Here is a 12,777-nt window from a genome sequence, read left to right on the forward strand (position 1 = left end):
GGCGAGAGCCGTACTGACAAAACGATTAACCAGCCATGATGAAGGAGCAGGCAATGAAAAAATATATTTTATTGAGCATTTGCGCATTAACACTGGCGGCATGTGCCGGCACATCCGGCGGCGCACACAACCAAATGTACGGCGAATTGAAAGGCGGTGCTGAAGTTACCCGCTAATCGCGCAACATTGAAAAAAGCAGCCTGCACTTCCCATTTCGGGGTGCAGGCTGCTTTTTAACGGTATGAGCAATACGGATTACGCGCGTTTGCGGAATTCGCCGGTGCGGGTATCGATTTCGATTTTGTCGCCGTTTTCCACGTAAGACATCACTTGGATTTCGGTGCCGCCAACCAAGCGCGCGGTTTTCATCACTTTACCGGAAGTGTCGCCTTTCACCGCAGGCTCGGTGTATTCCACTTCGCGCACGATGATGGTGGGCAGTTCCACGGAAATCGGGTTGCCTTCGTAGAAGGTTACTTCGCAGTCGTCGTCCATGCCGTCCACGATGAATTTCAGCGCGTCGCCGATGTTGTCGGCTTCGATTTCGTATTGGTTGAATTCATCATCCATGAACACATACATTGGGTCGGCAAAATAGCTGTATTTGCAGTTTTTGCGGTTCAGGACGACAACGTCGAATTTGTCGTCTGCTTTCACGATGGTTTCGCTGTTCGCGCCGGTGAGCAGGTTTTTCAGTTTCATGGAAACTTTGGCAGAAGAGCGGCCGCCTTTGATGTATTCGGTTTTTTGCACCACCATAGGGTCGTTGCCAATCATAAATACGTTGCCGGCGCGTAATTCTTGTGCGGTTTTCATAGGGTTTCTCTTTCGTTGCGTTAAATATAAAACGCGGCATTTTAGCGTAAATGCCGCGTGTAATAAAGTTTTATGTGAAAAATAAGCAAAAAAAAGCACCTATCAAAGGATAGGTGCAAAAATCTACAAAGGAGAAATAGAGGAGAAATATTCCACTGCTGTGCAACGGAATGAGCGCATTATGTACTTTTATTTCATGCTTGTCAAACAATTCGCTGAAATAATTGTGTAAAATTACGTCAATGTTGCGAATTAGTCTAATTTTCCGTAGTAATGTTTCTCTGCTGCGCGCATTATTCGGCGGCTTCTTCCGAAGATTGGCTGCGGATGACGAGCAGCGGCAAGTGGCTTTGGCGCATCACGGTTTCGGCAAAGCTGCCCATCAGCAGGTGCATCAGGCCCGTGCGGCCGTGTGTGCCGATGACGATTAAATCGGCGCCTTGCGCATCGGCATAATCCACCAGTTCTTGCGCCATTTCTTTTTCGCCGCGCGTGGCCACCAAGAGGTGGGTTTCCACGTGCTGCACGCCTTCGTTGCGCGCCATCAGGCTGGCTTCCGCCAACACTTCGTTGCCACTGGATACGGCGGCTTCTTCATAGCTGTCGTGCTGTAAAAATTCAGGGGCCAAGGTCATGTATTCGCCGGGGTTGGCCACGGTGAGCAGGGTCAATTTGGCGTTGCCGGCATTGGCCAAAACGGCGGCGTGTTTGAGTGCGTTCAGGGAAGTATTGCTGCCGTCCACGGCAACGACGATATGGTGATACATAAACAGCTCTCCTTTCCGGTTGGGGTGAAACAGGCTGATGCCTGTGCTTTGTAGTATAATCCAACTGAGTCGGTTTGTCGGCTTTTTTCTGTGGGTGCAGGCTGCTTTTTGAGGAATACGGATGGACATTTCTGACGATTATGCGCGCCGTTTCGGCGGGATTGCGCGTTTATACGGCGAACAGGGTTTGCAGGCTTTGCGCCGGGCGCACGTGTGCGTGGTGGGCGTGGGCGGCGTAGGCTCTTGGGCGGTGGAAGCCTTGGCCCGCAGCGGCGTGGGCGAACTGACGCTGATTGATTTGGACAATATCGCCGTTTCCAATGTGAACCGCCAGCTGCACGCGCTCACGCCCGATTTCGGAAAAGCGAAAGTGACTGCGCTGCACGAACGGATTATGCAGATTCAGCCGGAATGCCGGGTGCACGAAATCGAGGATTTTGTGGACGAACAAAATTTGCCCGAATTGTTTGCGGCGCGTTTTGATTTCGTGATTGACGCGATTGACCAGCTGTCGGTGAAGGCAGCGATGGCGAATCATTTTGTCCGCGGCAAACAGCCGTTCGTGGTCAGCGGCGGGGCAGGGGGGCAGCGGTTGCCGCAGTTAATCGAATGCGCCGATTTGAGCCAGACCACGCACGATCCGTTGCTGGCCAACCTGCGTTACCGCTTGCGCCGCCAATATGGATTGCCGCGCGAAGGTAAAATGCGCGTGCCGTGCGTGTTTTCACGCGAACAGGCGGTTGCGCCGCAAGTGCAGGCTGCCTGCGAAACGGGTGGCGCACCGCAGGGATTGTCGTGCGCGGGTTATGGCGCGAGCATGCTGGTCACGGCGAGTTTCGGCCTGCATTGCGCCGCAGCGGCGGTGGAACATATTGTGCAGGCTGCTTTGACGAACGATAAATAACCGTTTGCCGTTTAATTTATGTAACATCAAGAGAACAGAAGGATGAACAACATGGATATTTTAACCTTATTGACCACGCGCCGTTCCAGCAAAAAACTGACCGCGCCCGCACCCGATGAATTGCAGATGGACAGCATTTTGCAGGCGGCCACGCAAGTGCCTGACCACGGCAACCTGACCCCGTGGCGTTTTGTCGTGGTGGAATCGGAAGAGGGCATGAACCGCTACCGCCAGCTGCTGCGCGACACGGTAACGCAGAACCAGATGGGCGAAGAAGCAATGGCGAAAGCGGAGCGTTTGGGCAATATGGCGCCGATGGTGGTGGCCGTGATTGCCAGCCCGAAAAGCGGCAAGCCCGAATGGGAACAGGAACTGAGTGCAGGCTGCTCTGCCTATGCCATTCAGTTGGCGGCCAAGGCGCAAGGTTTCGATAGTGTGTGGCTGACGGGCATGTGGGTGCATTCGCCGTTGCTGAAACAGGCGTTTGCGTGCGGCGAAAAAGAAAAAATCATCGGGTTGGTGCTGTTGGGGACGGCGGAATGCGAACCGTCTGCGGCGAAAAATACCGATGTGTCTGCGTTTACCCAGGTTTGGTAAGCGTCATAACATAAATATAAAAACCGCTTCTGTGCGAGAGAAGCGGTTTTTTGTTGCCCGAATATGGGGAACGGCGGGTGCAGGCTGCTTTTGATGCAGGCTGCAATCCGATTGGACGGCTCGAAATTATATTTCGATTTTGTTCGGCGTGAATGTTTCCCATTTGTTGCAGGCGGGGCAGTGCCAGAAATGCACCAGCGATTTGAAATGGCAGCTGCGGCAGCGGTACATGAACGATTTCTGCAACTGGCGGCCGATAACGTTGCGCATCATGTCGGCATCGGCTTTCCATTGCGGGTTGAGTTCTGGCAGGTGCAGCCCCAGCAGGCGGTACATGCCGTTCAAATCGGGCTTGGCGCGGATGAGTTCCAGAACGGTCTGTGCGGCGGTTTGTTCGCCGTGCAGCAGCAGCGATTTGTCGTAAATCACCTGATTCAAATCGACATCGGGAAAGGTTTTGGCATAGCCCGTCAGCACGTCCAAGCCGGCCTGCGGATTGCCCAGTGCATCGTAAGCGTCGTACAGCCGCTCGCCGACCATGCTCAAATAAGCGTGGTTTTGCTGTTCGATGGCGGAATAGGCGGCGACGGCATCTTGAAAGCGGCCTTGCTTCACGGCAATGTCGCCGGCAATCATATTGGCGCGCGCGCATTTTGGGTTGGCCTGCAAAGCAGCCTGCACTTTTTGTTGCGCCGCGTCATCGTTGCCACGGAAGAGTTCCGCCTGCGCCATTTCGCAATAAAACTGTGCGATTTCAAATTGATAGGTTTGCTCGTCGTGCGCCAGCAGTTGCGCGGTAGCGATGGCTTTTTCCCAGTCGCGGTCTTGCTGGTAAATATTGAGCAGGATTTCGTTGGCCGACTGCGCCATATTGCTGTGCTGCAAACCCAGCAGAATTTGCTCGGCCCTGTCCACCAGGCCGGCGTTTTGGTAGTTCAGGCCCAGTTCGTACAGCACGCGCTCGCGTTTCGCACCCACGGTGTCGGGCGAATCGAGCAGGGCTTTGTGCATGGCGATGGCTTTGTCGTTTTCGCCGCGCTGGCGGTAAAGTTTGCCGAGCGAAAGGCTTAATTCGTACACATTACCTTGCATAGAAGCAGCTTCGGCAAGGTGATGCGCGGCGGCGGTGGTGTTTTTGTCCACCAGCGCATTCACGCCCGCGTAAAAATGTTCCGGAACATTTTTGGCGTATTTCATCAGGATTTTAATGTCCACCCGTGCCGCCAGCCAGCCCAGTGCAAAAAACACGGGCAGCAGCGACACGGGAATGAGCAGCCACCAAATATCGATATTTTCCATATCGGCGGGGCTTTCTTATGGGCGTGTTGCAGGCGTTGTGTCGGAGGCGGCGGGCGCGGCGATGTCTTGCGTGGCCAAACGGGCGCTTTTCTGCACTTCGGCACGAAGGCGCGCATTTTCGTGGCGCAGGCGTAGCAGGCGGCCGAGCAGTGCGAACAGGCCGAACAGCGCACCCACCACGAACATGCCGAACATGACGACAATCAGCGGCAAATCAACGGTTTGGCTGGGCAGGTAGGTGAACGGCACGCTGTGGAAATTGATCAGCGCGATGATCACGAAAAAAATCAGGATGATGGCTTTGATAATGAGATAAAACAGCTTCATGATGTCTCCCTGAAAAGTGCAGGCTGCCTGCATATATATCGTAAATGCGTAAGTGTAAACGATTTGCGTGGGATTTGATACTTGTTTAATCGATTTGCGCGTGTATAATTCGTTATCTTTACCCGGTGCAGGCTGCTTTTTCATTGTGCAGGCAGCCTGCACCGCAAACCGATTAACAAGATTGAAGAGAGCATAAAAATGAGCGCACCGACACCCGCAACCGCATTGAGCGACCGCGACGGCAAAATTTGGTATAACGGCGAACTGGTGGAATGGCGCAACGCCCAAACCCATGTTTTGACACACACGCTGCATTACGGCATGGGCGTTTTTGAAGGCGTGCGCGCATACGACACCCCCAAAGGCCCGGCCATTTTCCGTTTGGGCGACCACACCGACCGCCTGTTCAACTCCGCAAAAATCGTCGGCATCCAACTGCCGTTTACCAAAGAGCAAATCAATCAGGCGCATATCGACGTGGTAAAAGCCAACGGCCTGAAATCGTGCTATTTCCGCCCGATGGCGTTTTACGGTTCGTTCAAATTGGGTATTGCCCCGAAACCCGACGACGTGCAGGTGATTGTGGCCGCATGGGCATGGGGCGCATATTTGGGCGAAGAAGGCTTGCGCAAAGGCATCCGCTGCAAAATCAGCAGCTTCACGCGCCATCACCCGAACATCACCATGATTAAAGCCAAAGCCAACGGCAACTATATGAACTCCATCATGGCGAATACCGAAGCCCATCAAGGCGGCTATGACGAAGCCATCCTGCTGGACGCAACGGGCTATGTGGCCGAAGGTTCCGGTGAAAATATTTTCGTCATTAAAGACGGCAAACTGTTCACACCCGCGCTGGACGTGGCATTGGACGGCATTACGCGCCGCACGGTGATTGAAATCGCCAAAGAAATCGGCGTGGAAGTAATTGAAAAACGCATTACGCGCGACGAACTGTATATTGCCGACGAAGTATTCTTCACCGGCACGGCGGCGGAAGTAACGCCCATCCGCGAAATCGACAACCGCCAAATCGGCATCGGCGAACGCGGCCCCATCACCACCGAAATCCAAAAACGCTTCTTCGATATTGTCGAAGGACGCAATCCCGCATACGAACACTATCTGACGTATGTCGGTTAAACACGTGTAATGAAAAAAGCAGCCTGCACTTTGCCCGACGGCATTCAAGTGCAGGCTGCTTTGTTGTAAGGATGGCGATATACGGCCTATTTTTCCGATTTGGGCTTATCAAAACACAGAAAGTTCTTTACAATGCCATCATAATTTTATTCAAAATTTTCAAAAAGGGTTATCACATGAGTGAAATGCAAATTACCGACCTTCTCGCCTTCGGCGTGAAAAACAAAGCCTCAGACTTGCACCTGTCCGCAGGCCTGCCGCCTATGATCCGCGTGAACGGCGATATCCGCCGTATTAACCTGCCCGAAATGAACGCGGAGCAGGTCGGTAACATGATTAGCTCGATTATGAACGACTTGCAGCGCAAAAATTACCAGCAAAATCTGGAAACCGACTTTTCGTTCGAGCTGCCCAATGTGGCGCGTTTCCGTGTGAACGCCTTTAATACCAACCGCGGCCCTGCCGCCGTGCTGCGTACCATTCCCAGCAAAGTATTGACGCTGGAAGAATTGAAAGCGCCGCGCATTTTCCAAAAAATCGCCGACGTGCCACGCGGACTGGTACTGGTAACAGGCCCGACCGGTTCGGGTAAATCCACCACCCTAGCCGCAATGATTGACTACATCAACGACCATCAGGCAGGCCACATCCTCACCATTGAAGACCCTATCGAGTTTGTGCACCAATCCAAAAAATGTCTGGTGAACCAGCGCGAACTTGGTGAACACACGCACAGCTTTGCCAATGCGCTGCGCTCCGCGCTCCGTGAAGACCCGGATATCATCCTGGTGGGTGAGATGCGTGACCCGGAAACCATCGGCTTGGCATTGACCGCTGCGGAAACCGGTCACTTGGTATTCGGCACGCTGCACACCACATCTGCTGCCAAAACCATCGACCGTGTGATCGACGTGTTCCCCGCCGCCGAGAAAGAAATGGTGCGTTCGATGTTGTCCGAATCGTTGCGTGCCGTTATCTCGCAAACACTGTTGAAAACCAAAGACGGCAAAGGCCGTGTGGCCGCACACGAAATTATGATTTCTACCCCGGCCATCCGTAACTTGATTCGCGAAAACAAAGTCGCCCAGATGAACTCCACCATCCAAACCGGTCAGAACTTCGGTATGCAGACGCTCGACCAATGTCTGCAAGATTTGGTTCGCCGCAATATCATTTCTTTGGAAGCGGCACGCGCGAAAGCCCAAAACCCAGATATGATCAACTAAACATCGGGAAAATATTATGTCAGACCAACAAGAAATCACCTCCTTATTGGCAGGTATTTTGAACGATTATAAGAAAAACCAAGGCGGTTCCGGTGCGGGGCAGCCTGCACCTGAACCGTCAATGAGTCAAAAAGCGGCGCTGCATCCGTTGCTGGAAAAAATGGCGGCCGAATGTGAAAAGCGCGGTGCATCGGATATTTTCATCAGCGCAGGTTTCCCGCCGTCATTTAAAATCAATGGTGAATTGACACCCGTGCCATTAAAACCCTTGACCCAGCAAGACACGCAGGTGTTGGTGTATTCCACTATGTCGTCCGAGCAGCGTTCGCGCTTCGACCATGAATTGGAATTGAACTATTCCGCTACGTCCAAAGACGGTATCCGTTTCCGTGTGAACGCCTACCACGAGCAAGGCCGCATGGGTATGGTTTGGCGGCGCATCACCACCAATATTTTGACAGTGGACGATTTGAAATTGCCGCAAGGTTTGAAAGAATTGGCCATGAAACCGCGTGGCCTGCTGATTCTGGCGGGTGCGACCGGTTCGGGTAAATCCACTTCCATGGCGGCGATGTTGGACTGGCGCAATAAACACGCGGCCGGCCACATTGTAACCATTGAGGACCCTGTGGAATATCTGCACAAACCGATTAAATCGATTTTCACGCAGCGCGAATTGGGCGTGGACACGACTTCTTGGTCGATGGCGGTGCAGTCTGCCATGCGTCAGGCGCCGGATGTGGTCTGTGTGGGCGAGGTGCGTAACGAACACACCATGGAATATGCGTTGCAGCTTGCGCAAACGGGTCACTTGTGCATGTTCACCATCCACGCAAACAATGCGGTGCAGGCCATCGAGCGGATTATGAACTTCTATCCGGAAGAGCGCCACCAGCAGGTATTGATGGATTTGGCGTTGAACATCGTGGGCATTATCGGCCAACGTTTGGCGCGCCTGAAAGAGGGCGGACGTACCGCGATTGTCGATTTGCTGATTAACAGCCCTGCCATGCAAGACCATATTTTCAAAGGCGAACTGATGGAATGTATGGAATTGATGAACCGCTCCGAAACCGACGGCATGCAGACGTTCGACCAAGACTTGTTCAAGTTGTACACAGACGGCCGAATCACAGTGGACGAGGCGCTGCGTCAGGCCGAATCGGTGAACGACTTGCGCCTGAAAATCGAATTGTGGGACAAAGGTAACGATAAAGAAGCGATTTACGACCGCGTCAGCAATTTGAGTTTGCAGAAATAAAGCAGCCTGCACATTAACCGACAGCCGTATTATCCTGATAATACGGTTTTTTCTTGAAAGTATATTATGTCTTATTCGTTTCAGTTGCCTGCCTCGGACGGCTCCGTTTTTGAAAGCAGCCTGCACTTGCCGCTGGTGGTCTATTTTTATCCCAAAGACAACACCGCAGGCTGCACCACCGAGGGCTTGGATTTCAACCGCCTATTGCCGGAATTTCAGGCGTTGGGTTATACGGTGGTCGGCATTTCGCGCGACAGTGTGAAATCGCACCAGAATTTTTGCGGCAAACAGGGTTTCCGCTTTTTGCTGTTGAGCGATACGGATGAAACCGTGTGCCGCCTGTTTGACGTGATGAAGCCGAAGAAATTGTACGGCAAGGAATATGTCGGCATTGAGCGCAGCACGTTTGTGCTGAATGCGGCAGGTGAAATTGTGCGCGAATGGCGCAAGGTGAAGGTGGCCGGTCATGCGCAGGCTGTGCTGGACGCGGTGAAGGAATTGTGATGGAACACAATGAACTAAAAGGAAAAAAAGGGTTTAAACGCATTCTGAACGCCGCAGGGTATTCCGTAGACGGTTTGCAGGCTGCTTTTCGTTATGAGGCGGCATTCCGGCAATTATTGCTGCTGCATGCGGTGCTGCTCATCATGGTGTGCTGTGCCGATTTCGATTTGTCCGTCCGCATGGTGCTGGTGTTCGCATCGTTTTTCTCGCTGGTGGTGGAATTGTTCAATTCGGCCATCGAAGCGGTGGTGGACGATATTTCGCTGGAACTGCGTCCGCTGGCCAAGCGCGCCAAAGACATCGGTTCTGCCGCGCAAATGCTGGCTTTGACGCTGGTGTTCATCCTTTGGCTGATGGCCTTGTGCGGCGGCTAAGCGCACAAACCGACAAACCCCTTGATGCACCGCGCATTAAGGGGTTTTGGTGTGTAAAAACACTTTGCACCTTTTTTAAACTATGTTAAAAAACAGCCCCTGTCCGTATTTCCATTTAAAAAGCAGCCTTCACAATTTTCATTATGGATATCCAGCACTTAAAAGCCTTTATCGCCGTTGCCTGCACCAAAAACCTCACGCAGGCTGCCGAAAAACTGTTCCTCTCCCAACCGGCCGTGTCCGCCCAAATCAAAGCGCTCGAAAGCGATGTGGGCACGGCCTTGTTTGTGCGCACCAACAACGGCATGCAGCTCACCCGCGCCGGCGAAGTGCTGCTGCCCGAAGCCGAAGCCTTGTTGCAGCACAAGCACCGCTTGGAGCAGTTTGCCCAAACCCTGTCGGCCGACTATGTCCACAGCGTCCAACTGGGCATCATCCACCCCATCGAATCGCGCAAAGTTACCGCGCTGACCCGCTGCATTGTCGAGCAGGAGCCGAAAACGCAGCTGCACATCCATTACGGCATGAGCATTGAAATTTTGTCGCGCCTGCTGGCCAAAAAAATCCATGCGGGCTTCTTTTTGGGGCATATCGACCAGCGCAATTTACAGGTGCATTTTTTGGAACACGTCGATTATTCGCTGATTTGCCCGCAAAGCCAGTTGCAGCGTATCCGCGATAATCTGCCCAAAAGCCTGAACGATTCCACCTGGATAGAAATGTCCGGCATTTCCAGCAGTTATAAAAACCTGCAACAGTTCTGGCACCGGCACAAGCTGAATCCGAAAAAGCAGATTATTTGCGATTATCCGCAAACCATCATCGATTTAGCAGTGGCGCAGCAGGGTTTGGCCATGGTGCCGAAACACTCGGCGCTCGAAGCCGTCGGGCAGGGCAAAGACATTGCCGTATTGGACGAATTCGAACAACATTTGCCGCTGCACTTTATTTATTTGGACGAATTTAGCGAAGACCCCGCTGTGACGCTGTTGCTGGAAAATGTGCAGCGTTTGTGGAAGCTGGGCGCCGCCTGATGAATTGATATTCAACCCCCGTTATTTGTCGAACCCGCCGGCCTGACACGCCTCCCACCCTGTGCAGGCTGCTTTTTTATCCGAAAACACATCATGCAAAAATGGCAAATTGAACTTTATTCCACACCGTTGTGGCTTCTGAAAACCTTTGGCGGAGTGGCCGCCGCGTTGATGATTATCGTGTTGGCCGTCGGCTTCACCCGCTTCGGGCGGCAGTTCCGCCAAGTGCTCGCCCCCTGCCTCGACCGCAAAAGCAGCCTGCGGATTGTGCTGTTCATTTCGCTGATGGTGGTGCTGCTGCTCACCGAAGTGCGACTGAACGTGTTGGGCACCTTCATGACCAACGGGCTGTACACCTCCATGCAGAAGGCAGACGTGAACGCCCTGTGGATGTTTGCCGGACTGAATGCTGCCATGGTGCTGTTGCGCGCGTTCAACGGCGCGGTGAACGACTTTTTCGACCAAGCCTTGTCGATTAAATGGTCGGAGCGGCTCAACAAAGTGCTGGTAACGCGTTGGCTGGCCGACAAAAATTACTACCGCCTGCAAACCCACCGCCACACGCCGGACAATATCGACCAGCGTATCCAGCAGGACGCGCAGGAATTTATCGCCAATACCATTGAATTTGTGCGCGGCATGCTCAATTCCGCCATCACGTCGATAGGGTTCGGCGTGGTGCTGTGGGGGCTTGCCGGCGTATTGAACGTATTCGGCATCGAAATTCCGCATGGCATTGTTTATTTTGTGTTTATTTTTGTGATTCTCGCCACCGTCATCGCCATGTGGATTGGCCATCCGCTGATTGGCTACAATTACGAAAACGAAAAACTCAACGGCGATTACCGCTATTCTTTGGTGCGCGTGCGCGACCACGCCGAAAGCATTGCCTTTTACCACGGCGAATCGGTGGAACACGCCCGCCTGTCGCAACGCTTCGCCATGATTGTGCGCAACCGCTGGCGCATTGCCCGCCAAAGCGTCGGGTTGAGCGGCTTCAACGAAATGTTCAGCCAGGGCATCCAACTGCTGCCGATTATTTTGCAGGCGCCGCGCGTGTTGTCCGGCCAAATCCAAATCGGCGACGTGCAGCAAACCGTGCAGTCGTTTGCCCGCCTGCAAAAAGCCCTGTCGTTCTTCCGTCTGTTTTACGAGCAATTCACCGCCTACCGCGCCCGCTTGGAGCGTTTGAGCGACTTTTTAACCAGTATGGAGACGCCCGAAGCCGCCACAAAAGCCGAACACGGACGCGCGGAAAGCAGCCTGCAACTGGAAAACATCCGCCTGCTGCGCCCCAACGGCAACACGCTGCTGGACAATATCAACCTGAGCCTGAAAAAAGGCGAAAGCATCTTGCTCAAAGGGCCTTCGGGCTGCGGCAAAACCTCGCTGCTGCGGATGCTGGCAGGGCTTTGGACATTCGGCAGCCAAGGCAAAATCACAGCGCCCGACATGGCACAAACGCTGTTTGTGCCGCAGCGGCCTTATGTGCCGCAGGGAACGCTGCGCGAGGCCGTGTGTTATCCGCACATCGAAACCGATGACGCAACCCTGCGCCAAACCTTGCAGGAATGCTCGCTGGGGCATTTGGCGGAGCATTTGGACAGCGACAAAGACTGGCAGCATATTTTGTCGCCCGGCGAATTGCAGCGCGTGGCGTTTGCGCGGATTCTGCTGGCCAAGCCGCAAATGATTCTGCTGGACGAGGCCACCGCCGCGCTGGACGAGCCGACCGAGGCGCACCTGTACCGCCTGATACGCGAGCGGCTGCCCGACAGCATCATGGTCAGCATCGGCCACCGCAACACGCTGGCGCAGTTCCACCAGCGCAGCATGGATGTGCTGGGCGGCTGTCCGGCATAAACGGATTTGTCGAAAAAAGCAGCCTGCACTTTTGGGATGTGTTCCCGAGGGTGCAGGCTGCTTTTTTATAGTGAATTAAAATCGCAATGATACGGCGTTGGCTCGCCTTGACGTACTATTTGAGACCTTTGCAAAAAAGCCCTTCCCCCGACAACCGAAACCCAAACACAGGTTTTCAGCTGTTTCCGCCCCCCAATACCGCCTAATTTTACCCAAATACCCCCTTAATCCTCCCCTGATACCTGATAATAAGGCATCCGGACCGCCTTTTAGGCGCAAACAGGCACACTTAGCCTGTTAGCCGCTTTCAACAGGTTTAAACACATCGCCTTCAGATGGCTTTGCGCACTCACTTTAATCAGCCCAAAATAGGCTGCCCGGGTGTAGCGGAATTTACGGTGCAGCGTACCGAAGCTTTGTTCCACCACATAACGGGTCTTCGATAAATATCGGTTGCGTTTGGTTTGCGCTTCCGTCAGCGGACGGTTGCGGTGGGCTTTGCGCATAATGCTGTCTAACAATTGATGCTCTTTCAGATGTTGCCGGTTTTCCTTACTGTCGTAGCCTTTGTCGGCATAGACGGTCGTACCTTCGGCAATGCCTTCCAACAAAGGGGACAGATGGTTGCACTCATGGGTATTGGCAGGAGTGATGTGCAGTTT

At 53.4% G+C, this 12,777-nt stretch carries 15 protein-coding genes; 10 read left to right on the forward strand and 5 right to left on the reverse strand.

The window, feature by feature from the left end:
- Positions 1 to 53: 53 nt before the first annotated feature.
- Positions 54 to 176 (forward strand): hypothetical protein, encoded by a 123-nt coding sequence (locus HMPREF9098_RS12360; RefSeq protein WP_257004634.1) that lies wholly within the window; start codon positions 54 to 56, stop codon positions 174 to 176.
- A gap of 79 nt (positions 177 to 255) precedes the next feature.
- Here HMPREF9098_RS12360 and efp read toward each other — a convergent pair whose 3' ends face one another.
- A complete protein-coding gene (efp, locus tag HMPREF9098_RS10455; protein ID WP_003784639.1) occupies positions 256 to 816 on the reverse strand; it encodes an elongation factor P in 561 nt (186 codons plus the stop codon).
- Positions 817 to 1,109: 293 nt separating this feature from the next.
- The gene (locus HMPREF9098_RS10460; RefSeq protein ID WP_040564470.1) at positions 1,110 to 1,583 is read right to left on the reverse strand and encodes a universal stress protein; all 474 of its coding nucleotides are present in this window, start codon (positions 1,581 to 1,583) and stop codon (positions 1,110 to 1,112) included.
- Between the two features lie 121 nt (positions 1,584 to 1,704).
- Here HMPREF9098_RS10460 and HMPREF9098_RS10465 point away from each other — a divergent pair, with 121 nt between their 5' ends.
- Together HMPREF9098_RS10465 and HMPREF9098_RS10470 are read left to right on the forward strand one after the other, a co-directional pair.
- Positions 1,705 to 2,487 (forward strand): tRNA threonylcarbamoyladenosine dehydratase, encoded by a 783-nt coding sequence (locus HMPREF9098_RS10465; protein ID WP_003784641.1) that lies wholly within the window; start codon positions 1,705 to 1,707, stop codon positions 2,485 to 2,487.
- Positions 2,488 to 2,538: 51 nt separating this feature from the next.
- The gene (locus HMPREF9098_RS10470; protein WP_040564472.1) at positions 2,539 to 3,084 is read left to right on the forward strand and encodes a nitroreductase family protein; all 546 of its coding nucleotides are present in this window, start codon (positions 2,539 to 2,541) and stop codon (positions 3,082 to 3,084) included.
- A 126-nt stretch (positions 3,085 to 3,210) separates the two neighbouring features.
- Here the strand turns inward: HMPREF9098_RS10470 and lapB are convergent, their stop codons facing one another.
- Together lapB and HMPREF9098_RS10480 are read right to left on the reverse strand one after the other, a co-directional pair.
- Positions 3,211 to 4,383: a lipopolysaccharide assembly protein LapB gene (lapB, locus tag HMPREF9098_RS10475; protein WP_003784644.1), complete on the reverse strand. Its 1,173-nt coding sequence runs from the start codon at positions 4,381 to 4,383 to the stop codon at positions 3,211 to 3,213.
- Between the two features lie 15 nt (positions 4,384 to 4,398).
- The gene (locus HMPREF9098_RS10480; protein WP_040564972.1) at positions 4,399 to 4,710 is read right to left on the reverse strand and encodes a LapA family protein; all 312 of its coding nucleotides are present in this window, start codon (positions 4,708 to 4,710) and stop codon (positions 4,399 to 4,401) included.
- A 198-nt stretch (positions 4,711 to 4,908) separates the two neighbouring features.
- Between HMPREF9098_RS10480 and HMPREF9098_RS10485 the strand changes: the two genes are divergently transcribed.
- The 7 genes from HMPREF9098_RS10485 to HMPREF9098_RS10515 all read left to right on the forward strand — a co-directional run bounded on the left by HMPREF9098_RS10485 (position 4,909) and on the right by HMPREF9098_RS10515 (position 12,115).
- Positions 4,909 to 5,853 carry a branched-chain amino acid transaminase gene (locus tag HMPREF9098_RS10485; RefSeq protein ID WP_003784646.1) on the forward strand — a complete coding sequence of 315 codons (945 nt, stop codon included), beginning with the start codon at positions 4,909 to 4,911 and terminating at the stop codon, positions 5,851 to 5,853.
- 185 nt (positions 5,854 to 6,038) lie between these two features.
- On the forward strand, positions 6,039 to 7,079 hold the full coding sequence (locus HMPREF9098_RS10490; protein ID WP_174901021.1) for a type IV pilus twitching motility protein PilT: 1,041 nt from the start codon (positions 6,039 to 6,041) through the stop codon (positions 7,077 to 7,079).
- 16 nt (positions 7,080 to 7,095) lie between these two features.
- Entirely contained in the window at positions 7,096 to 8,340 is a 1,245-nt protein-coding gene (locus tag HMPREF9098_RS10495; protein ID WP_003784650.1) for a PilT/PilU family type 4a pilus ATPase, read from the forward strand.
- 66 nt (positions 8,341 to 8,406) lie between these two features.
- Positions 8,407 to 8,844, forward strand: coding sequence for a peroxiredoxin (locus tag HMPREF9098_RS10500; protein ID WP_003784652.1), 438 nt, complete (start codon positions 8,407 to 8,409; stop codon positions 8,842 to 8,844).
- Positions 8,844 to 9,218, forward strand: coding sequence for a diacylglycerol kinase (locus tag HMPREF9098_RS10505; RefSeq protein ID WP_003784655.1), 375 nt, complete (start codon positions 8,844 to 8,846; stop codon positions 9,216 to 9,218). The genes HMPREF9098_RS10500 and HMPREF9098_RS10505 overlap by 1 nt, the downstream gene beginning before the upstream one ends.
- Positions 9,219 to 9,361: 143 nt before the next feature.
- Complete coding sequence (locus HMPREF9098_RS10510) at positions 9,362 to 10,252, forward strand: LysR family transcriptional regulator (RefSeq protein ID WP_003784657.1); 891 nt, start codon at positions 9,362 to 9,364, stop codon at positions 10,250 to 10,252.
- 93 nt (positions 10,253 to 10,345) lie between these two features.
- A complete protein-coding gene (locus tag HMPREF9098_RS10515) occupies positions 10,346 to 12,115 on the forward strand; it encodes an ABC transporter ATP-binding protein/permease (protein ID WP_003784659.1) in 1,770 nt (589 codons plus the stop codon).
- A 269-nt stretch (positions 12,116 to 12,384) separates the two neighbouring features.
- Here the strand turns inward: HMPREF9098_RS10515 and HMPREF9098_RS10520 are convergent.
- Positions 12,385 to 12,777: IS5 family transposase (locus HMPREF9098_RS10520; protein ID WP_003784662.1), on the reverse strand; the 393-nt coding region annotated here is incomplete at its 5' end.

It is taken from the genome of Kingella denitrificans ATCC 33394 (genome assembly GCF_000190695.1).
Classification (GTDB): Bacteria; Pseudomonadota; Gammaproteobacteria; order Burkholderiales; family Neisseriaceae; genus Kingella_A; species Kingella_A denitrificans.

Bases quoted from the DNA above. Each gene is read 5' to 3' on its own strand.
- HMPREF9098_RS12360 (WP_257004634.1), top strand. From the start codon at position 54: ATGAAAAAATATATTTTATTGAGCATTTGCGCATTAACACTGGCGGCA.
- efp (WP_003784639.1), bottom strand. From the start codon at position 816: ATGAAAACCGCACAAGAATTACGCGCCGGCAACGTATTTATGATTGGC.
- HMPREF9098_RS10460 (WP_040564470.1), bottom strand. From the start codon at position 1,583: ATGTATCACCATATCGTCGTTGCCGTGGACGGCAGCAATACTTCCCTG.
- HMPREF9098_RS10465 (WP_003784641.1), top strand. From the start codon at position 1,705: ATGGACATTTCTGACGATTATGCGCGCCGTTTCGGCGGGATTGCGCGT.
- HMPREF9098_RS10470 (WP_040564472.1), top strand. From the start codon at position 2,539: ATGGATATTTTAACCTTATTGACCACGCGCCGTTCCAGCAAAAAACTG.
- lapB (WP_003784644.1), bottom strand. From the start codon at position 4,383: ATGGAAAATATCGATATTTGGTGGCTGCTCATTCCCGTGTCGCTGCTG.
- HMPREF9098_RS10480 (WP_040564972.1), bottom strand. From the start codon at position 4,710: ATGAAGCTGTTTTATCTCATTATCAAAGCCATCATCCTGATTTTTTTC.
- HMPREF9098_RS10485 (WP_003784646.1), top strand. From the start codon at position 4,909: ATGAGCGCACCGACACCCGCAACCGCATTGAGCGACCGCGACGGCAAA.
- HMPREF9098_RS10490 (WP_174901021.1), top strand. From the start codon at position 6,039: ATGCAAATTACCGACCTTCTCGCCTTCGGCGTGAAAAACAAAGCCTCA.
- HMPREF9098_RS10495 (WP_003784650.1), top strand. From the start codon at position 7,096: ATGTCAGACCAACAAGAAATCACCTCCTTATTGGCAGGTATTTTGAAC.
- HMPREF9098_RS10500 (WP_003784652.1), top strand. From the start codon at position 8,407: ATGTCTTATTCGTTTCAGTTGCCTGCCTCGGACGGCTCCGTTTTTGAA.
- HMPREF9098_RS10505 (WP_003784655.1), top strand. From the start codon at position 8,844: ATGGAACACAATGAACTAAAAGGAAAAAAAGGGTTTAAACGCATTCTG.
- HMPREF9098_RS10510 (WP_003784657.1), top strand. From the start codon at position 9,362: ATGGATATCCAGCACTTAAAAGCCTTTATCGCCGTTGCCTGCACCAAA.
- HMPREF9098_RS10515 (WP_003784659.1), top strand. From the start codon at position 10,346: ATGCAAAAATGGCAAATTGAACTTTATTCCACACCGTTGTGGCTTCTG.